The sequence below is a fragment of the Rhizobium sp. 05L419 genome (genome assembly GCF_056397845.1).
This window is the reverse complement of sequence record NZ_JBFTOF010000003.1, coordinates 228791-248357: the sequence shown is the minus strand read 5'-3', so window position 1 is coordinate 248357 and position 19567 is coordinate 228791. Positions and strand designations below refer to the sequence as shown.

The window sequence follows — 19567 nt, the reverse complement described above, 5'->3', positions numbered from 1 at the left end:
CGGACCGCCAAGCCATCTGTCGTGCATGCGAAACCTCGTTCGATTCGATTTTTGATTTCCTTGCATCAACATGCAAACCGATTCGCGCAACAAATGTAGGAAAAATACATATAAAGTCGCGAAAGAGCGATCAGTGCAGATATGTTGACATTTTTGTGCTTTCGCATTTTTTCCGGGGCATGGCGGAGCTTCCAACTCACAGTCAAATCAGAGCGGCACGCTCGATGCTGGGGCTCACACAGAGCGACCTTGCTCGCGAAGCTATGATCACCCGGAGCGTCTTACTTGGCCTTGAGCAACCCGGACGAAAGCTCCCAGATCGATTTGCGCTTATTCAAGTACGGGTCGCCCTTCTCCGGTACGGCTTAGTGTTGGTTGATGTTACCGCGACTGAAGGCGAGGGGGTCAGATGGGCTACGCCAAGTGGAAAGGGCTGGGTGGACTGCCTGCGACCAGCCCGGGCGATGCTGGACTACACTCTGGATGAGCTTTCAGAGGCTTCTGGGGTCGGCAGGTACGTCATCGCTCGTCTGGAGAGCGCCCAACTTAGAAGGATCAATGAGCAGTCGGCTAGTCGATTACGAGAGGTCCTTTATGAAAGAGGGGTCATTTTTCTCCACGAAGAAACCGAATTAGGGGCGGGTGTGCGGCTTCGTCGCGGCTTCAAAACGGACAGTTGAAGCTGCTTTGGGGTCGAAGCGGACCAACCGAGTTACTCGCGCTTGTCAGACCGTCGGGATCAGCCGTGGAAGGTGGCGCTGATCGCAGTTCCGTTGCGCGATCCTTGGGTGCGGGTATTGGCCGAATATACCCCCCTTGGGTTGCGGCAGCATGGAGCGGTGGAACAGGAGATATATTCGTCGAACGAGAAAACGGGATCGGCGTTCGCGGGGATCGGCTACCGCAACTTTTGCGCAGCGCGGCATTGATTAAAGTTATGATTTTGCCAAAGTTGGAGGCTACAGTCATTGCTGCTTGTCTGAAAGCTCGAACTCCCAAATCAGCCCGCCTTGTACTCGCTTTACGACTCACCGCACCTGATTGCTGCCCAGAGCGCTGCCCAAAATTCGATTGCTGAAAATTGGTAGGTCAATATCCCGTTCTAGTTCTGACGATCAGTCTAGGACTCGAACCCGCCCATCTACGCTACCGAACCGGTGGCCAGACTTATCAGCCTGATCTACACGCGCCGCTGCCCATCAAGTGTCGACCAACTTTTTGTTTTTACGGAATAATGTGCTATTCTGCACGAGCAATGTGGCGGACAGATTACCTCTGGCCGCTGCCCAGGGAGTGCCGGTACAACGGGCTAGGCGGCGGCAGTCTCTGGAATAGATGGTGGGCCCGGAGGGACTCGAACCCCCAACCAAGCGGTTATGAGCCGCCGGCTCTAACCATTGAGCTACAGGCCCGGGCGGCCGCAGTGGCTGCCGTGCGTCCGGCGCAATGGTTCGCCGGGGCGGTTTCGCTCTAACGCAATTCTTGAGCGGTCACAAGCCATTGCCGCAATAGCTTCACAATCCAGCGGCAAGAGAATAGCCGTAGATCACAATCGGGGAGTGAAACATGCCATTGCGCAACACCAAGGGGTTCGTCTTTAGTCTGCTGATCGGCCTGCCAGCGGTGGCCGCGGCCAGTCTGCCGGCCGTGGCTGCTGATTCGCAGCCGCGTCAGTCAGTGATTTCGGTGATCGGCGAAGGTCGATCCACGATGGCGCCCGACATGGCGGTGCTCAACCTGTCCGTCGTCAGGCAGGAAAAGACCGCCCGCGAGGCGCTTGACGGGAACAACAAGGCGATGAGCGATGTTCTCGCCGCGCTGAAGAAGGCGGGAATTGCAGAGCGAGATCTGCAGACATCGGGTTTCTCCGTTCAGCCGCAATATCGGTTTCCGCAAAACAACGACGGTCAGCAGCAGCCACCGGAACTGATCGGCTATCAGGTGTCGAATTCGCTGACCGTGCGCGTCCGCGATCTGTCTGAGCTCGGCGCCATCATAGACCAGTCGGTGACGCTCGGCGTCAATCAAGGCGGCGATATCCAGTTCACCAACGACAAGCCAGAGAGCGCGATAGAGGCGGCGCGCAAGGATGCCGTCGCGGATGCGATCAGCCGGGCGAAGACGCTTGCAGGGGCGGCCGGCGTCAAGCTCGGCAACGTTATCGAGATCAACGAAAGCGGCCCGCGCCCGCAGCCCGTGCCGGTCTACCGGGCGGCGATGATGAAGGAGGCAGCCGACTCGTCGGTGCCGATCCAGGGTGGTGAAACAAGCTACAACATCACCGTCAGCGTGACTTTTGCCATCGCCCAATAGGTCGTTTCGGCGTTCGGTAACGTAAGTTGATTCAACTTGGGCCGTTGATATCATATTTGATATCAACGGCTTATGCTTTTGGACTCGGCGATGCGAGACCCGGAGTCGATAAAAGCCTTTATCACACGTATATTACACTATAACATTGATCGTGTTATTCGGTCCGGTCGGGAACATGAGTTCTGTTCCCGCTTTCATGCCGGCCGATGAGGAGGAATTGGCACTATCCCCACAAGAGGAGACAGACATGACGAATGCCTTGCCGCCACTTCACAACGGACACGCCCCGTTCACCCTTCAGGAACTCTTCCGCGAAGCGCTCTATGCCTTTGAAGAGTGGGACACGGAACTTACGGAGCCGATCGTGACCTTCGAGGGCCGGGTTGTTCCCATCAGTTGCGTCTTCGAAGCCATGCGCCAGTGCAACGACATCGTTCCCATGAATATCGTCGGCGCCGTCACCGAACGGCTGACGAAGCCATGGGAAGGCGAGGGGCCGCTCGATCAGATGACTTTCTCGACGGCCGCTCGTGTCATGGGTGTGCTTGTGCGCAAACGCCTTCATACAACTGGTACGCCTGACATCGTGGCCGTTGCATCGGTCCCGGCCGAGCGCCGCTCGCGCGGTTGAGCTCAATTCTCGCGGCCGCCGATCGGTGGCCGCGGGTTTCCAATTTGGCCTGCGCGTCCTATGACCCTCAGGGCTCGAAGGCCTCCTTCAATCCCTGTGTCTTGCGTTCTCGCAGATCGAGGTCGGCCTCGATATGGGCGATGTGGTGCAGCATGAGACGGCAGGCGCGGTCGAGATCCTTGCCTTCAATCGCTGTGACGATGTCGCCATGTTCGGAGTGGCCGCAGCTCGAGACGGTCGACTGGCCGTAAAGCGCGATCACCAGGGATGAGCGCGCGACAAGTTCGTCCATGAAGCGCTGCATGATCGCATTACCCGAGATGGCGGCAAGCGTCAGGTGAAAGTCGCCCGAGGCCTTGATTTCGGCACGCCGGGCCGTCTGTCCGCGTTCACCCATCAACCGGGTTTCTTCCAGCAAAAGCTGCTTCAGGTGCTGGATTTCGGACGGCGTTATCCTGGCTGCCGCTTCGCGCAGGATGCCGGGTTCGATCAGGCGCCGGGCGGCAAAAATCTGGCGGGCCTCGTCGGGTGAGGGGTATGCGACAAACGCGCCGCGGTTCTTCTCGACATTGACAAGGCCTTCGTAGGAAAGCGCCTGGAGAGCCGCCCTGGCCAGCGTCCGGCTGACATTGAACAGATTGCCGACGTCATTTTCCGACAGCTTGGTTCCTGGCGAGAGCCGACGCTCCACGATCGCGTCGCGGATGGCGTCGCGGATCTGCTGGGCGCCGGTTTCGGCGGAATCATCCGTTGTCTGGAGCGCGTTTGCGGCGGACTTCATGAAATGGAATACCTTCTCTATGCGCAAATGATATCTGTCTTTGGGGCAAAAGGTAACCGGAATTTGCGATCAAAGAGGCGACTAAATTGTATACGATTTTTTGCATGAATTGCAGACGATAGCCTATTTCATGTGCAGGCGCGCAGGGGCGCTGAATATTGAAGCAAAGCTCGTTGCTGCAGGAAATGCCAGCTTTCCCAAGTGTTTGATGCAGTGCAATAGAGATTGGCACGGCAGATGCATTGTTCTTCTCGAACAGGGGAAGACACGATGTCGAAAGCGGCAGAGATCGATATAGCATCCGTTTCGAAGGTGTATGGCACCACCACGGCCGTGCACGCGATCAGCCTGAAGATCCCGGCGGGCTCCTATTGCTGCTTCCTGGGGCCGTCCGGCTGCGGCAAGACATCGACGCTGCGGATGATTGCCGGGCACGAGAGCATTTCGTCGGGCGACATCCGTCTCGGCAACACTGTCGTGACCGACTTTCCCCCGGCCAAGCGCGGCACGGCGATGATGTTCCAGTCCTATGCGTTGTTTCCGCACCTCGATCTCGTCGACAACGTCGCCTTCAGCCTGAAGATGAAGGGCGTCGAAAAGGACGAGCGCCGCGCCAAGGCGATGGACATGCTGAAGCTGATGCAGATGGAAGCCTATGCGCCGCGCCGCCCGGCGCAGCTTTCAGGCGGCCAGCAGCAGCGCGTGGCACTTGCCCGCGCGCTGATCACCGATCCTGAAGCGCTGCTGCTCGACGAGCCGCTGTCGGCGCTGGATCCGTTCTTGAAGATCCGCATGCGCGCCGAACTGAAGAAGCTGCAGAAGACGCTCGGAATCACTTTTGTGCATGTGACGCATAGCCAGGAAGAGGCGATGGCGCTGGCAGACGTCATCGTGATCATGAACGATGGCAAGATCGAGCAGGCCGCTGCCCCCCGCGACGTGTTCGAGCGCCCGGCGACTGCCTTCGTCGCCCGCTTCATGGGCGATCACAACGTTCTCTCGGGCCGCGTCATATCGGCGACGGACGGTGTCGTGACGCTGGAGGTGCCGGAAGGCCAGACGTTTTCCGTGCGCGGCGAGGGCAGGCGGATCAATGAGGCCGTCGATATCGGCATCCGCACCGACCGCGTGCGTCTCGATAGCGCCTCCGACAGTACGCTCGGTTTCAACGGCGTCGTATCCAACATCGAATATCGCGGCGCTTCGGTGAAGATCACCGTCATCGGCGCGGGCAGTGACGACTTCACGGTCATCGCGAGCGACGGCGATTATTTCGCCAAACCCGTATCGGTCGGCGATGCGGTGTCTCTGAGTTGGGCCCTGGAGGACGCCGTCCTCCTCGGTCGCGTTTCTGCATGAAACATCATCATCACAAAAAGAGGGAACTTGACATGACTGATGAAACGAAATCCACCAAGACGGGCAATGGGCTGTCCCGCCGCACGCTCTTGAAGACGGGTGCTGCTGCGGCCGGCGCGATTGCCGGCTCTGGCCTCATCACCGGCTTCCCCACCATCTGGGCCAAGACCAACATCACGCTGCGCCAGTTCGGCACCGGTGTTTCGAACATCAATGCGATCGCCGAGAAGTGCAAGGCCGACCTTGGCATCACGCTCGAGATGACGGCGACCGATTCCGACGCCGCCGCACAGCGCGCCGTCACGCAGCCCGACAGCTACGATATCGCCGACATCGAATACTGGATCGCCAAGAAGGTCTACCCGACCGGCGTGCTGCAGCCGATGGACGTCAAGAAGCTCAAATACTACGACAAGATCGTGCCGCTGTTCATCAATGGCAAGCTGAAGGCCGACAGCGTCATCGCCCAGGGTACGGCGCCACACACGGTCGGCTTCGTCGAAGGCCAGGGGTCAAAGACGTTCGCCAAGGAGCCGACTCAGTGGATGACAATGGTTCCGACCATCTACAACGCCGACACGCTCGGCATCCGTCCTGATCTCGTCGGCCGCGAAATCACCACCTGGGCCGATATCATGGACCCGAAGTTCAAGGGCAAGGCCTCCATTTTGAACATTCCGTCGATCGGCATCATGGACGCCGCGATGATCATGGAAGCCATGGGCAACATCAAGTATGCCGACAAGGGCAACATGACCAAGGAGGAGATCGACAAGACGATCGAATTCCTGATCAAGGCAAAGGGCGACGGCCAGTTCCGCGCCTTCTGGAAGTCGTTCGACGAGTCGGTCAACCTGATGGCTTCCGGCGAAGTCGTCATCCAGTCCATGTGGTCGCCGGCTGTTGCCGCGGTCCGCTCCAAGGGGATCGCCTGCAAGTATCAGCCGCTCAAGGAAGGCTACCGCGCATGGGGCGGCGGTCTCGGCCTGGCGGCACACCTCAAGGGTGCCGAGCTCGACGCAGCCTATGAATACATCAACTGGTACACGTCCGGCTGGGTCGGCGGCTATCTCAACCGTCAAGGCTACTATTCTGCTGCCATGGATACCGCCAAGGAATTCATGTCTGCCGACGAATGGGGCTACTGGATCGAAGGCAAGCCGGCGCAGGGCGATATCCTGTCTCCGGAAGGCAAGATCATGGAGAAGGCCGGCGCCGTTCGTGACGGTGGTTCGTTCGAAGAGCGCATGGGACATGTTGCGTGCTGGAACTCCGTCATGGATGAAGACCGCTACATGGTCCGCCGCTGGAACGAGTTCATCGCTGCCTAGGGCGATTGCCGCTTCCCACACAGTCCTCCCCACAAGGGGAGGGCGCCCGGAGGCGTCGCGGCCAAAACTCCCTCCCCTTGTGGGGAGGGTTGGGGAGGGGTTTCATCGGCGCCTCCCTTTATATCGGCAAGGACGAAGGCTTGAGTTCCGAAAGGATTGGGGATGGCGACGATCGCTTCAGAGCACACAAATGAGAAGGCCGTGCGGGTTCGCATGGGCGGCTTTCGGCTTGCGCCATGGGCCGCCTCCTATATCCAGGCAACGCCGCTTGTTGTCATCCTCGGTTTCTTCTTCGTCCTGCCGATCCTGACGATCGCAGTCGTCAGCTTCTGGGACTACGACTTCGCGGGCCTCTATCCGGCCTTTCTGACGATGAACTACACCGATACGCTCGGCTCGTGGGTCACGTGGAAGACCTATCTCAATACGCTGAAATTCACGGCAATCGTCTGGGTGCTGACCCTTTTCATCGGTTTCTGGGTCGCCTATTTCCTCGCATTCCACATCCGCCGCACGACGACGCAGATGATCCTTTTCCTCGTCTGCACCGTGCCGTTCATGACGTCGAACATCATCCGCATGATCTCGTGGATCCCGGTGCTTGGCCGTAACGGCCTGGTCAATACGGCGCTGGTCAACATGGGGATTGTGCCGCAGCCGATCGAGTGGCTGCTCTATTCCGATTTCGCGGTCGTGCTTGCCATGGTGCACCTCTACACACTGTTCATGGTGACGCCGATCTTCAATACGCTGATGCGCATCGATCGCTCGCTGTTCGAGGCGGCGCGCGATGCCGGCGCCAGCGGCTGGCAGATCCTCTGGAATGTCGTGGTGCCGCTTGCAAAGCCCGGCATTGCGATCGGCTCGATCTTCGTCGTGACGCTTGTCATGGCCGACTTCTCGACGGTGCAGGTCATGTCCGGCGGCCAGAGCGCATCGGTGGCGCTCATGATGAAGAACCAAATGTCGCTGCTGCAATATCCGGCAGCGGCCGCCAACGCCGTGGTGCTCCTGATCGTCGTCCTGATGATGGTCGCGGCGATCCTGCGCGTCGTCGACATCCGCAAGGAGCTTTGAGATGAGCCACGAAACGCGCACCTTCGAATTCTATGTGCTGGCGGCTTTCTTTGTCGTCTTCGTGCTGTTCCTCTACGGGCCGCTGTCGGCGATCCTGATCCTGTCCTTCCAGGGGCCGGAGGGTGGTTTGACGTTCCCGCTGAACGGCGTTTCCGTTCACTGGTTCTTCAACCTTTTCGAAAAGCAGGCGGTCGGGGATTTCGGTGCATCGTTCCGCCGGTCGTTCACGCTCGGCTTCATGGTCATGGTTGTGACGGTCGCGGTGTCACTGCTCGCCGGGTTGGCTTTCCGCCGGCGGTTTCGCGGCTCCACCGTGCTTTTTTACGCGACGGTCGCGAGCCTCGTCGTTCCGTCGATCATCATCTCGCTCGGCATTGGCGTGGTGTTCCAGCAGGGCGGTTTGCGGCCTGCCTGGTACTCCTCGGCATTCGGCGCGCATCTGACCTGGACGTTGCCCTTCGGCGTGTTGATCATGTTCGCCGTCTTCAACCGTTTCTCCCCGGCCTATGAGGAAGCGGCGCGCGATCTCGGCGCGAATTCCTGGCAGACCTTCCGCCACGTCGTGCTGCCGATGATTGCGCCCAGCCTGATCGGCGTCGGCCTATTCGGCTTCACGCTCTCCTATGACGAATTCGCGCGCACGCTGATGACATCGGGCAGCTACAACACGCTGCCGCTCGAAATCTATGGCATGACGACAAACGTCACGACGCCTGTGCTCTACGCGCTCGGTACCGTCACGACGCTCTTCTCCTTCACCATCATTCTCGTCGCGCTCGGCATCATGCTCATGCTGGGCCGACGCCAGGCAAAGATAAGCTGACATTATGCGCATTCTCCTCGTCAATCCGAACACGACAGCCTCGATGACCGAGAAGGCCGCGCTTGCGGCCCAGGCGGTTGCTGCTGCGGGGACGGACATCATCTCGGCTACGTCACGCATGGGCCCGGTCTCGATCGAGGGGCACTATGATGGCGCATTCGCCATTCCGGGGCTTCTCAGCGAACTAAAGGAGCAGCAGGCTGGCGGCTACGACGCAGCCGTTATCGCCTGCTTCGACGACACCGGGCTTGATGCGGCGCGCAGCTTTGCCGACGTGCCCGTTCTCGGGCTTTGCGAATCCGCTGTCGCGACTGCGGGCTTTCTTGCCCAGCGGTTCACCGTCGTGACGACGCTGGAGCGGTCGCGGGTGCTGATCGAGAATCTTGTCCGGCGCTACGGCATGGGGGAGCGTGCGAAGGTTCGGGCGTCCGATATTCCGGTGCTCGAACTGGAGAATGCAGCGTCCGGTGCGATCGGGAAGTTGCGCGCGGAGATCGAGCGGGCACTCCGCGAAGACGGGGCAGAGGCGATCGTGCTCGGCTGCGCCGGCATGACCGATCTGGCGCGCGAACTGCAGGCGACCTATGGCGTGCCCGTGGTGGACGGCGTTGCCGCCGCCGTCAAGCAAGCCGAGACGCTGGTGTCGCTTGGATTGACGACCAGCAAGCGCGGCTCCTATGCCTCGCCGCTGGTCAAGCCCTTCATCGGGGCGATGAGCGGCTTTTCGCCGATGCGCGCTGCAGGCTGAGCACGCGCGGCGTCGATGAACTGAAGGAAGCGGGATTGACGGCCATGCCCGGAACCAAGGTCGTGTCGCCGTGGATCGCGCAGGCGCCGGCGGCTTTCGAGTGCAAGCGGCATGTGACGCTGGAGCTCGGCAAGTCGCGGCAGATCATCATGGGCAAGATCGCCTATGCCCACTATCGCGACGGTGTCGTCGATCCGGCACGTCTGCGTGTCGATCCGGCAGCGCTTGATGCCATTGCGCGCCTTGGAGGCGACACCTGCTGCACGATCCGCGACCGCTTCGAGATGCTCACGCCGAAGATCTGACGCGAGCCATATCACCACGATTTTGCTTTACTTTTCCGCTTGGGTTACGAATGTTCAGCCAAAAGCATAGCGGAGAGAAACAGACATGATGACGGCCGACGAGGACCTCAAGCGGATCGCGGAACAGGAAAATGCGTTGAGCTTCGACGCCTTCGATCTGGGCACGGCCTGGCAACTCGGCAAGCTGCTGCAGGAACTCGGCAGCGAACGCGGCCTTGGCATCGCCATCGACATCACGCTGCATTCGATGCCGGTATTCTACGCGGCGCTTCCGGGCGTGACGCCCGACAATGTTCAATGGGTACGTCGCAAGCGCAATCTGGTGCTGCGCTATTTCAGGAGCAGCTACGCGATCGGCCTCGAACTCAAGGAAAAGGGAAAGACGGTCGCCGACAACGGCCTGTCGGACGCGGACTATGCGCCGCATGGCGGCAGTTTTCCGATCAACGTCAAGGGATCGGGCTGCATCGGCGCGGTAACGGTGTCGGGCTTGCCGCAGCGCGACGACCACAACCTGGCGGTCGAAGCGCTGGCGCTGATACTGGCAAAAGATCTGGACGCGCTGCGCCTGGCCTGAATGGAAACGGCGCCGGAATAAAACGGCGCCGCCTGCTGTATCGAACTAGATCTTGCCGCCTGCCTCGGCGATCACCCTCGTCAGGCTGCCGGTAGCCGGCAATAGCGGGATCAGGCAGGCTTGCAGCGCGTGATAGATGTCGCCCTTGCCCGGGAAGATGGTGTGGGCGGGGACGAGATCTTCCGTCAGTTCCTCGTGCCAGCCGCCGTTGTTGTGGTCGATGAAGCAGCGCTCGATCACGCTCCAGATCTTGCGATAGCTTTCCTCGTGGTAATCGCTCGGCAGGTGCTCGTTGAGGTAGTGGGCCGCAGCCGCGCCTTCCGAGGCCGGCCACCACAGCTTGTTGCGCTTGGCGGGCGCGTCTTGCCAATCGAGCGTGTAGAAGAAGCCGCCCTTGTCGACGTCCCAGCCGAGCAGCATCGATTGCGCGAAGAGAGCCTTGGCGGCATCCGGCATCCACTCATGCTTTTTGCCGCCGAGCGACCAGAGTTGCAGCAGCAGGCGGGCCCATTCCAGCCAGTGGCCGGGTGTGGTGCCCGAGGGGCGGAACATCTCGTTGCCACGATAGGTCTTGTCGAGGACCCATTCGGATGAGAAGTGCTCGGCGACGCGCCAGTCAACGGAGCCCGCGGCACGGCGGATGACCAGATCGGCAATGCTTTGCGCCTTGTCGAGATAGGCCGTGTCGCCGGTGGCTTCGAAGGCCGCCATCAGCGCTTCGGTCAGGTGCATGTTGGAATTCTGGCCGCGATAGCTGCCGCCGTCGATGAGCGACCAATCAGCATTGAACTCTTCGGCGATCGCGCCGTGGCGCGGTTCCCAGAATCTGTTGTTCAGCACTTCGGTGACATCGGCGATCATGGCATCTGCCAGCGGGTGGCCGATTGTCTTGGCCGACGAGCCGGCGAGCAGCACGAAGGCGTGGCCGTAGCCCTGCTTCGTGGAATCGACCGGGCCATCATTGTTGAGCGACCAGAAGTAACCGCCGTTCTTCTTGTCGCGATGGTGGTTCCAGATATACTGCATGCCGTGGTCCACCACTTCGGCAGCGCCGGGACGGCCGAGCAAGGCGCCGATCGAGAAACAATGGACGGCACGTGCGGCGATATGGACGCCGCGCACCTGACCCTCGGCGTCGAGCGGCTTGCCGGTATCGTCCAGGTCGTAGAACCCGCCCTTGGGATTGATGGAATCGTGCTGGAAGAAATCGAACAGGGCATTTGCCTGTCCTAGCAGCCAGTTGCGGTGGTAGCTGCGAGTGGTCCAGTTTCCAAGCGTGGCGTCGCCGATTGCAGGTGCCATGGTACTCCTCCGATTGCGTGCACAATGCCTTTTAAAGCGCCTATATAGGGGCGGTTCGAGTCTGTCACCCGGCAACCTTGTTCGGTGCGGTTTCGACAAGCGTATATTGACATAAAGATATCTTTATGTGATTTGAAGCGCTGGTCTTTAACGACGTCAAGGAGCCTGCCCGTGTTTGACAATCTTTTTGGTCCCCAGGGGGCAACGCGTGACGGCGGTGACGTGTTCGCAGCCCTGAAGAAAGCGGCAAGCGAACGCATCCTCGTTCTTGACGGCGCGATGGGCACGCAGATCCAGGGGCTCGGCTTCGACGAAGATCATTTTCGCGGTGATCGGTTCATCGGCTGCGCCTGCCATCAGAAGGGTAACAACGACCTCCTGATCCTGTCGCAGCCGCATGCGATCGAGGAAATCCACTACAAGTACGCCAAGGCCGGCGCTGACATTCTGGAGACCAACACCTTCTCCTCGACGCGCATCGCCCAGGCAGATTACGCCATGGAGGGCGAGGTTTACGCCCTCAACAAGGAAGGTGCCGAAATCGTTCGCCGTGCTGCGCTTCGCGCCGAGCGCGAGGACGGACGGCGCCGGTTCGTTGCCGGCGCCATCGGCCCGACGAACCGAACGGCTTCGATCTCGCCCGACGTCAACAATCCGGGCTTCCGTGCCGTCAGCTTCGACGATCTGCGCATTGCCTATGGCGAGCAGATTGACGGCCTGATCGACGGCGGCGCCGATATCATCCTGATCGAGACGATCTTCGACACGCTGAACGCCAAGGCGGCAATCTTCGCCTGCGAGGAACGCTTTGCGGCCAAGGGCATCCGTCTGCCTGTCATGATCTCCGGCACCATTACCGATCTCTCCGGACGCACGCTTTCCGGCCAGACGCCGTCGGCCTTCTGGAACTCGGTGCGCCATGCCAATCCATTCACGATCGGGCTCAACTGCGCGCTCGGCGCCAACGCCATGCGCCCGCATTTGCAGGAGCTTTCGGGCGTTGCCGATACCTTCGTCTGCGCCTATCCGAATGCCGGCCTGCCGAATGAGTTCGGCCAGTACGACGAGACGCCAGAGCTGATGGCCGCCCAGATCGAAAGCTTTGCGAGCGAGGGTCTCGTCAACATCGTCGGCGGTTGCTGCGGCTCGACGCCGGAGCACATCCGCGCGATTGCCGAGGTTGTCGCCAAATACAAGCCGCGCGAGATCCCGGAACATCGTCCCTTCATGTCGCTGTCGGGGCTGGAGCCCTTCGAGCTGACCAAGGACATTCCGTTCGTCAACGTCGGCGAGCGCACCAACGTCACCGGTTCGGCGAAGTTCCGCAAGCTGATCACCAACGCCGACTACACGGCGGCGCTCGACGTCGCGCGCGACCAGGTCGAGAGCGGCGCGCAGGTCATCGACATCAACATGGACGAAGGCCTGATCGATTCCGAAAAGGCGATGATCGAGTTCCTGAACCTGATCGCCGCCGAGCCGGATATCGCTCGCGTGCCCGTGATGATCGACAGCTCCAAGTTCTCGATCATCGAGTCCGGCCTGAAGCGCGTTCAGGGCAAGCCGATCGTCAATTCGATCTCGCTGAAGGAAGGCGAGGAGAATTTCCTCGCACAGGCGCGCCTGCTGCACGCTTACGGCGCGGCTGTGGTCGTGATGGCTTTCGACGAGACGGGGCAGGCGGACAGCTACGACCGCAAGGTCGAGATCTGCACGCGCGCTTACAAACTCCTGACCGAGAAGGCGGGTTTCCCGCCTGAGGATATCATCTTCGATCCGAACATCTTCGCGGTGGCGACGGGTATCGAGGAACACAACAATTACGGGGTCGATTTCATCGAGGCGACGCGGACAATCCGCCAGCGCATGCCACTGGTGCATATTTCCGGCGGCGTTTCGAACCTGTCCTTCTCCTTCCGCGGCAACGAGCCGGTGCGTGAGGCGATGCATGCGGTGTTCCTCTATCACGCCATTCAGGCGGGCATGGATATGGGCATCGTCAATGCCGGCCAGCTTGCCGTCTACGACAACATCGATCCGGAACTGCGCGAAGCCTGCGAGGACGTGGTGCTGAACCGGCGGCCCGACGGCACCGAGCGGTTGCTTGAGGTTGCCGAGCGTTTCCGTGGTGCGGGAACGCGAGAAGCGCGCGTTCAGGACCTGTCGTGGCGCGAATGGTCGGTCGAGAAGCGGCTCGAGCATGCACTGGTCAACGGCATTACCGAATACATCGACGCAGATACGGAGGAAGCACGCCAGAAGGCGGCGCGTCCGCTGCATGTCATCGAGGGTCCCCTGATGGCCGGCATGAACGTGGTCGGCGATCTCTTCGGCTCAGGCAAGATGTTCCTGCCGCAGGTGGTCAAGTCGGCCCGCGTGATGAAACAGGCGGTCGCGGTGCTGCTGCCTTACATGGAAGAGGAAAAACGCCTCACCGGCGGCGATCAGCGGAAATCGGCCGGCAAGATCCTCATGGCGACCGTCAAGGGCGACGTGCACGATATCGGCAAGAACATCGTCGGTGTCGTGCTTGCCTGTAACAACTACGAGATCATCGACCTCGGCGTCATGGTGCCGGCGACGAAGATCTTGGAAACGGCTGTGACGGAGGGTGTCGACATCATCGGCCTCTCGGGGCTGATCACGCCTTCGCTCGACGAGATGGTGCATGTTGCCGCCGAGATGGAACGCCAGGGACTTGATCTGCCGTTGCTGATCGGCGGCGCCACCACCAGTCGTGTCCATACGGCCGTCAAGATCCATCCGGGCTACAACAAGGGGCAGACGGTCTACGTGACCGACGCCAGCCGCGCCGTGGGCGTCGTCTCGGCACTGCTGTCGCCCGAAGCGCGCGATGGCTACATCACAGACATTCGCGCCGAGTACGCGAAGGTCGCCGCTGCCCATGCACGCAGCGAGGCCGAAAAGGTTCGCCTGCCGCTCGCGCGCGCCCGCGAGAATGCGCAGAAAGTCGATTGGACCGTCTACAAGCCGACGAAGCCGAGCTTCCTCGGCACCAAGGTCTTCGAGGATTACGATCTGGAGACGCTTGCGAAATACATCGACTGGACGCCGTTCTTCCAGACCTGGGAACTGCGTGGCCGCTACCCCGCCATTCTCGAAGACGAGAAACAGGGCGAGGCGGCGCGCGCGCTGTGGGCCGATGCGCAGGCGATGCTGAAGAAGATCATCGACGAGAAGTGGTTCCGTCCGCGGGCCGTCATCGGCTTCTGGCCGGCGGGGACTGTCGGCGACGACATTCACCTGTTCAAAGACGAGGCGCGCAGCCAGGAACTGGCGACGTTCTACACGCTCCGCCAGCAGCTTTCGAAGCGCGACGGCCGCCCGAATGTGGCGCTGTCCGATTTCGTGGCGCCGGTTTCGAGCGGTGTGCAGGACTATGTCGGCGGTTTCGTCGTCACTGCCGGTATCGAGGAAATCGCGATTGCGGAGCGTTTCGAGCGCGCCAACGACGACTACTCGTCGATCCTGGTCAAGGCGCTTGCCGACCGCTTTGCCGAGGCTTTCGCCGAGCGCATGCATGAGCGGGTCCGGCGCGACTATTGGGGCTATGCCAAAGACGAGACGCTCAGCAACGAGCAGCTCATCACCGAGGAATACGCCGGTATCCGCCCGGCGCCGGGCTACCCGGCACAGCCCGACCATACGGAGAAGGAAACACTGTTCCGCCTCCTCGATGCCGAGAACGCTGCTGGCGTGAAGCTGACGGAAAGCTATGCGATGTGGCCCGGCTCCTCGGTTTCGGGCATCTACATCGGCCATCCCGAGTCCTACTATTTCGGGGTGGCGAAGGTCGAGCGCGATCAGGTCGAGGACTATGCCGGCCGCAAGGGCATGGATGTCGCCGAAGTCGAGCGCTGGCTCGGACCGGTGCTCAACTATGTGCCGCGCAAGCGGCAGGAGGAGATCGAGGACGCTGCCTAAGCGGATGCGCCTTCATGCCTTGATTCAAGGCGTGAAGAAAATGATTCAGGGCTGGCGGCTAACTCGCTGATCCTGAATCGAAAATCGCGTCGTTCAGGCCGTCAGTTCGACAAGCAGCGCTGTGGTGTCGTCGCTCTGCTTGAAGCGCGGAAAGCGAAGCCCTTCCGGATCGATCTCGCGTTCGAAGCGCCTCAGTTCGTCGACCATGGGCGCCAACCCCTTGTCGAGCGCGGTCCGCACCAGGCTTGCCGACGTATAGGCCGAATAGAGGACGACGAGATCAGAGAAACCGTCGCTACAGACAATGGCGTGGCTCGTGCCTTCGATCCGCAGCTCTTGCGAGACGAGGTGGTCGGCTGCATCAGGCACCAGACCCAGCGTCMAAACACCGCTATCGGCCGTGTTCTGGCTCTCCCGGTGTCGGCGCAGTGCCGCAAGCGTTTCCGGATTGCCGAGCGCGCCGCCGCCCTTGGTGATGCCGCCGGTGCGAGCGATGTGGCTTTGGGCGTGCATCTGTTCGTTCACATAGGCATCGGGGATCGCCATATGCAGGCTCGCAGAGCCGTTATCCTGCAGCAGGAACAGGCAAGAGTCTCCGAGGCCGATAAACGAAAGACCGCGGCGGGTCGCGTGCACCATGGCGAAGGCCGCAAGCGGCCAGGCATAGCGCGGCACGTCGCCATTGCGGCCCTGAAAGGCTGCTAGCGCATCCACGGAGAGAGCACGCGCAACGTCCGGGATCTCGCTGTCGCGGGTGATATTCTCCTGAAATCCGTGCGCAAACCGCTCGACGATCCATGCTGCGTCGCTGGCTGCTTCCTCGATATATCGCCGGTCGCCGAGACCCGTTGCGCCGTCGATGACGAAGGCGGAGGCATTGTTGTGGCCGAAACGGTCGTCGTTCGGTTTTTCCGGATTGCCGGGGTTGGTGATGGCATCGAGGATTTTTATCCGAGGTTCAGGCGTCATGATTCAATCACCTTGGCTGACGGTTGGCTCGGCTTACCCGAGGACGGGGCGCATGAAACTGCGCTCATAGCTGACGATGCTGCGGTTGCGGCGGTCGAGCTCGAAGGCTGCCTGGCATTCCGGGTCGGCTGCCATGCGGATGCGATAGTCCTCGTAAGCGGCGAGGCTCGGGAAGGAGAAGAGCGCGACGGCGATATTGTTGGCGCCTTCCGATGGAAGAAAATAGCCGTGGTGGTTGCCGCCCATCCGATTGACGATCGGGATCCAGAGCCGGGCATATTCTTCAAATTCCGGAATCTTGTAGGGGTCGAGCACGTAGCGCAGATGGCAGGTAATCATTGAAATATCTCTTGCGGGAGGTTTGCGGGCGAAACGCCCGCCCGGTCGACGGATATTGAATGGCTTGCGACTGCGCCGCAAGCCGGCCGGTCAATTCTTCGGTGCCGACGTCGACATTGATGACGTGACGACCAGCCGCGCAGGCATGTCAAGGCGGCAGTTGATGATCGGCGTATGCCATTGGACAAAGCCGCAAACACGAAGGGGCGCCGTGAATGACGGCGCCCCTTCGTGGTATCTCTTCAGCCTGTCAATCCCGAATGACGAGGAGGTCGGCGGCCATGAAGCGCAGCGTCACGGTTTCGCCTGTTGCCGGCGGATTGACGCCAGGGCTGTTGAACATGTCGAAGGAAATGACATTGCCGCCGACGTTCATGCGGGTACGAATGACGGACCCCAGAAAATGTGCGGATACGACTTCACCTCTTAGTGCCGTATCGCTGGCAATCGTATCGGACAGCGAGCCGGCCTCCGGACGCAGGGCGAGCGATACCGTGTCGCCCGCCTTGAAGGCGGCGATGGATTGTTTCAGCGTCACGCCCTGATCCCCGATCTGGATGCGGTTTACCGCAGGATCGATCACCTTGGCGTCGATGATGTTCAGCGTACCGACGAACGATGCGACGAAGCGGGTGGCCGGTGTGTTGTAGATCTCGAACGGCGTGCCGATCTGATCGGCGCGACCGCCGTTCATGACGACGATGCGATCGGAGATCGACAGCGCCTCCTCCTGGTCGTGGGTGACGAAGACCGTGGTGATTCCAAGCTTCTGCTGGATGGCGCGGATTTCCTCGCGCAGCGACACGCGGATCTTGGCGTCGAGAGCAGAGAGCGGTTCGTCGAGCAGGAGGACCTGAGGCTTCACGGCAAGCGCGCGTGCGAGCGCGACACGCTGTTGCTGGCCGCCCGACAGCTGATAGGGATAGCGATCGGCAAGATGGTCGAGCTTGATGAGGCCCAGCATCTCCTTGACCCGGCTGTCGATCTCGGCCTGCGGAGCGCCTGCGACCTTCAGGCCGAAGGCGACGTTGTCGTGGACGCTCATGTTCGGAAACAGCGCGTAGGCTTGGAAGACCATGCCGATGTTGCGCTTGTTCGGCTTGAGATTGCCTTGTTCCTTGCCGCCGATGGCGATCTGGCCGGCCGTCGGCGTTTCAAATCCAGCGATCATGCGCAAGACCGTTGTCTTGCCGCAGCCGGACGGGCCCAGGAAAGAGATGAATTCGCCCTTCTCGATCTGCATGTTGAAGTCATGCACGACCTGTACATTGCCGAAGGATTTCTTGAGGTTTGCGAGTTCGAGAAAAGCCATGAAAACCAAATACCTTACGACTTAGCCGGGGCGGCTCTGTGGAAGCGGGAGACGAGTTGGAGCAGGCCCATGCTGAGCCAGGTGATCGAGAAGGCGATGACCGCCAATGCGGATGGCTCGTAAGCGCGGTTGGCGCCGACCAGCTGCAAATAGGGGCCAAAAGCCGGACGATTAAGTAGGGCCGCCATGGTGAATTCGCCCATGACGATTGCGAGCGTGATGAAGGCGCCGGAGAGCACGCCGCTCATGACATTCGGGAAAATGCACTTGAACATGATCGTCGTCCACTTCGCGCCGAGGCTTTCGGCGGCCTCCGTCAGCGTGCGGACGTCGATCGCGCGCATTGCAGTATCGACCGCCCGATACATGTAGGGCAGGGACAGCGTCACGTAGGAGAAGACGAGCAGGATGTTCGTGCCCGTCGTCGAGCCGGTCAGCGGCAGCATCGATGAAGAGTTGTACATCCTGAGATAGCCGAAGACGATGACGATGGCCGGGATGACCAAGGGCAGCAGCGTGATGAATTCGACCACGGGACGGATCTGCGGCAGGCGCAGGCGAACCCAGTAGGCGGTCGGCACGACGAGAAGCATGCCGAAAACGATCGTCAGCAGCGCCATCAGCATCGAAAAGCCGAAGGTTTGCCGGAACTGCGCATCGGAAAAGACGGAGGCGTAAGCGTCGAAACTATACGTGCCGCGCCGCATGCGTAGCGAGAACTCGATCGTGGCGATCAGCGGCAACAGGAAATAGATGGCGCCGAGTGCTGTGGCGATCCATGCGCCAAGGCGGGATGTCTTCATTTTTGCCACCGTTCAGCGCGCATGCGCAACAGGATATAGAACAGGTTTGACAGGCCGGTGATGACAATCATGCCAAGCGCCAGCGCGTAACCAAGATTGGCGTTGTGCAGCACATCGCCGCGGATCTGTGCGTAGAGCAGGATTGGCACTATGTTGAGCGCACTTCCTGTCAGGGCATAGGCCGTCGCGATGGCGCCGAAGGCGTTGGCGAAGAGGAGCAGGGTGGTGCCCATCAGGCTCGGCCAGAGGATTGGAAAGGCGATCATGCGCCAATACTGGCCGTTCGAAGCGCCGAGGATCGACGCGGCTTCCTTCCACTCCTTCTTCATGCCGTCGAGCGCCGGCGTCAGGATCAGCACCATCAGCGGTATCTGGAAGTACATGTAGGTGAGGGTCAGGCCGAGGAAGCTTAGAAGGTTGAAGCCGGTCGAGTAGAGATTGAAACCAAACCAATCGCGCATCAGAACGGTGACAAGACCGGTTCGTCCGAGTGTGGCCAGGAAAGCGAAGGCGAGCGGTACGCCAGCGAAGTTCGAGGCAACACCGGAAAAGGTCAGAAGGCCGGAACGAACCCAGTGGGGAAGGCCGCCGAGCACGACTGCCCAAGCGAGCAGGAAGCCGATCAGCGCGCCGCCGAGAGCGGATGCAACCGACACCTTGATGCTGATCCAGTAGGCGCTCATGATCGACGGCGTGAACAGGTCGGCGATATTCTTGAGAGTAAGATCACCGTCCGGCGTCAGGAATGCGCCCGCTACGAGATAGACCGTCGGAACGATGAGAAACATCAGCGCAAAAATCATGAATGGCGCAATGCCGAGCCAGTCGATGACCCTGTCGCGATTTATCAGGGACGTGGTGCTGGCCACGGGTGTTGTAACACTGCTCATATACGACAGCCTCATCGGGCAATAGATAGGGAGACCTCTCCGCCACAAAGGCAGCGGAGAGG

16 protein-coding genes, 1 tRNA gene and 1 pseudogene are annotated in these 19567 nt (G+C 60.6%); 10 read left to right on the top strand and 8 right to left on the bottom strand.

The genetic code is table 11. The features are described 5' to 3' along the window. Positions 1-1336: 1336 nt before the first annotated feature. A tRNA-Ile gene (locus AC1DMK_RS05225) sits at positions 1337-1412 on the bottom strand. A gap of 154 nt (positions 1413-1566) precedes the next feature. On the opposite strand from AC1DMK_RS05225, the gene AC1DMK_RS05220 reads away from it, so the two are divergent. After that, positions 1567-2313 (top strand): SIMPL domain-containing protein, encoded by a 747-nt coding sequence (locus AC1DMK_RS05220; RefSeq protein WP_477857531.1) that lies wholly within the window; start codon positions 1567-1569, stop codon positions 2311-2313. Positions 2314-2560: 247 nt separating this feature from the next. Continuing rightward, entirely contained in the window at positions 2561-2944 is a 384-nt protein-coding gene (locus AC1DMK_RS05215; RefSeq protein ID WP_477857529.1) for a BRA0787 family protein, read from the top strand. A gap of 67 nt (positions 2945-3011) precedes the next feature. Here AC1DMK_RS05215 and AC1DMK_RS05210 read toward each other — a convergent pair whose 3' ends face one another. Next, complete coding sequence (locus AC1DMK_RS05210; RefSeq protein ID WP_037064412.1) at positions 3012-3725, bottom strand: GntR family transcriptional regulator; 714 nt, start codon at positions 3723-3725, stop codon at positions 3012-3014. Between the two features lie 270 nt (positions 3726-3995). Here AC1DMK_RS05210 and AC1DMK_RS05205 point away from each other — a divergent pair, with 270 nt between their 5' ends. From AC1DMK_RS05205 to AC1DMK_RS05175, 7 genes and pseudogenes are all read left to right on the top strand, one after another. After that, positions 3996-5084: an ABC transporter ATP-binding protein gene (locus AC1DMK_RS05205; protein ID WP_477857528.1), complete on the top strand. Its 1089-nt coding sequence runs from the start codon at positions 3996-3998 to the stop codon at positions 5082-5084. A gap of 32 nt (positions 5085-5116) precedes the next feature. Then, positions 5117-6415, top strand: coding sequence for an ABC transporter substrate-binding protein (locus AC1DMK_RS05200; protein WP_037064397.1), 1299 nt, complete (start codon positions 5117-5119; stop codon positions 6413-6415). Between the two features lie 162 nt (positions 6416-6577). After that, positions 6578-7492 (top strand): ABC transporter permease, encoded by a 915-nt coding sequence (locus tag AC1DMK_RS05195; protein WP_477857526.1) that lies wholly within the window; start codon positions 6578-6580, stop codon positions 7490-7492. 1 nt (position 7493) lies between these two features. Then, complete coding sequence (locus AC1DMK_RS05190) at positions 7494-8315, top strand: ABC transporter permease (protein ID WP_477857524.1); 822 nt, start codon at positions 7494-7496, stop codon at positions 8313-8315. Positions 8316-8319: 4 nt separating this feature from the next. Then, a complete protein-coding gene (locus AC1DMK_RS05185) occupies positions 8320-9063 on the top strand; it encodes an aspartate/glutamate racemase family protein (RefSeq protein WP_477857522.1) in 744 nt (247 codons plus the stop codon). Between the two features lie 5 nt (positions 9064-9068). Continuing rightward, a pseudogene (locus AC1DMK_RS05180) lies at positions 9069-9368 on the top strand (flavin reductase family protein); the annotation flags it as partial. An 88-nt stretch (positions 9369-9456) separates the two neighbouring features. Next, positions 9457-9945 (top strand): heme-degrading domain-containing protein, encoded by a 489-nt coding sequence (locus AC1DMK_RS05175; protein WP_477857706.1) that lies wholly within the window; start codon positions 9457-9459, stop codon positions 9943-9945. 45 nt (positions 9946-9990) lie between these two features. On the opposite strand, the gene AC1DMK_RS05170 is transcribed toward AC1DMK_RS05175, so the two are convergent. After that, a complete protein-coding gene (locus AC1DMK_RS05170) occupies positions 9991-11247 on the bottom strand; it encodes an AGE family epimerase/isomerase (RefSeq protein WP_037064386.1) in 1257 nt (418 codons plus the stop codon). 171 nt (positions 11248-11418) lie between these two features. Here AC1DMK_RS05170 and metH point away from each other — a divergent pair, with 171 nt between their 5' ends. After that, positions 11419-15192 carry a methionine synthase gene (metH, locus tag AC1DMK_RS05165; protein WP_477857520.1) on the top strand — a complete coding sequence of 1258 codons (3774 nt, stop codon included), beginning with the start codon at positions 11419-11421 and terminating at the stop codon, positions 15190-15192. A 93-nt stretch (positions 15193-15285) separates the two neighbouring features. Here metH and AC1DMK_RS05160 read toward each other — a convergent pair whose 3' ends face one another. The 5 genes from AC1DMK_RS05160 to AC1DMK_RS05140 all read right to left on the bottom strand — a co-directional run bounded on the left by AC1DMK_RS05160 (position 15286) and on the right by AC1DMK_RS05140 (position 19505). Further along, positions 15286-16161, bottom strand: a complete 876-nt coding sequence (locus AC1DMK_RS05160; protein ID WP_477857519.1) for a hypothetical protein — start codon at positions 16159-16161, stop codon at positions 15286-15288. A gap of 33 nt (positions 16162-16194) precedes the next feature. After that, a complete protein-coding gene (locus AC1DMK_RS05155) occupies positions 16195-16500 on the bottom strand; it encodes an NIPSNAP family protein (protein WP_477857517.1) in 306 nt (101 codons plus the stop codon). 250 nt (positions 16501-16750) lie between these two features. After that, positions 16751-17812, bottom strand: a complete 1062-nt coding sequence (locus AC1DMK_RS05150; RefSeq protein ID WP_037064379.1) for an ABC transporter ATP-binding protein — start codon at positions 17810-17812, stop codon at positions 16751-16753. A 14-nt stretch (positions 17813-17826) separates the two neighbouring features. Then, positions 17827-18615, bottom strand: a complete 789-nt coding sequence (locus AC1DMK_RS05145) for an ABC transporter permease (RefSeq protein WP_037064376.1) — start codon at positions 18613-18615, stop codon at positions 17827-17829. Continuing rightward, a complete protein-coding gene (locus tag AC1DMK_RS05140) occupies positions 18612-19505 on the bottom strand; it encodes an ABC transporter permease (protein ID WP_037064477.1) in 894 nt (297 codons plus the stop codon). The genes AC1DMK_RS05145 and AC1DMK_RS05140 overlap by 4 nt, the downstream gene beginning before the upstream one ends. Between the last annotated feature and the right edge of the window lie 62 nt (positions 19506-19567).

Bases quoted from the DNA above. Each gene is read 5' to 3' on its own strand.
- AC1DMK_RS05175 (WP_477857706.1), top strand. From the start codon at position 9,457: ATGACGGCCGACGAGGACCTCAAGCGGATCGCGGAACAGGAAAATGCG.
- AC1DMK_RS05200 (WP_037064397.1), top strand. From the start codon at position 5,117: ATGACTGATGAAACGAAATCCACCAAGACGGGCAATGGGCTGTCCCGC.
- AC1DMK_RS05170 (WP_037064386.1), bottom strand. From the start codon at position 11,247: ATGGCACCTGCAATCGGCGACGCCACGCTTGGAAACTGGACCACTCGC.
- AC1DMK_RS05185 (WP_477857522.1), top strand. From the start codon at position 8,320: ATGCGCATTCTCCTCGTCAATCCGAACACGACAGCCTCGATGACCGAG.
- AC1DMK_RS05195 (WP_477857526.1), top strand. From the start codon at position 6,578: ATGGCGACGATCGCTTCAGAGCACACAAATGAGAAGGCCGTGCGGGTT.
- AC1DMK_RS05150 (WP_037064379.1), bottom strand. From the start codon at position 17,812: ATGGCTTTTCTCGAACTCGCAAACCTCAAGAAATCCTTCGGCAATGTA.
- AC1DMK_RS05210 (WP_037064412.1), bottom strand. From the start codon at position 3,725: ATGAAGTCCGCCGCAAACGCGCTCCAGACAACGGATGATTCCGCCGAA.
- AC1DMK_RS05140 (WP_037064477.1), bottom strand. From the start codon at position 19,505: ATGAGCAGTGTTACAACACCCGTGGCCAGCACCACGTCCCTGATAAAT.
- AC1DMK_RS05145 (WP_037064376.1), bottom strand. From the start codon at position 18,615: ATGAAGACATCCCGCCTTGGCGCATGGATCGCCACAGCACTCGGCGCC.
- AC1DMK_RS05220 (WP_477857531.1), top strand. From the start codon at position 1,567: ATGCCATTGCGCAACACCAAGGGGTTCGTCTTTAGTCTGCTGATCGGC.
- AC1DMK_RS05205 (WP_477857528.1), top strand. From the start codon at position 3,996: ATGTCGAAAGCGGCAGAGATCGATATAGCATCCGTTTCGAAGGTGTAT.
- AC1DMK_RS05215 (WP_477857529.1), top strand. From the start codon at position 2,561: ATGACGAATGCCTTGCCGCCACTTCACAACGGACACGCCCCGTTCACC.
- AC1DMK_RS05190 (WP_477857524.1), top strand. From the start codon at position 7,494: ATGAGCCACGAAACGCGCACCTTCGAATTCTATGTGCTGGCGGCTTTC.
- AC1DMK_RS05155 (WP_477857517.1), bottom strand. From the start codon at position 16,500: ATGATTACCTGCCATCTGCGCTACGTGCTCGACCCCTACAAGATTCCG.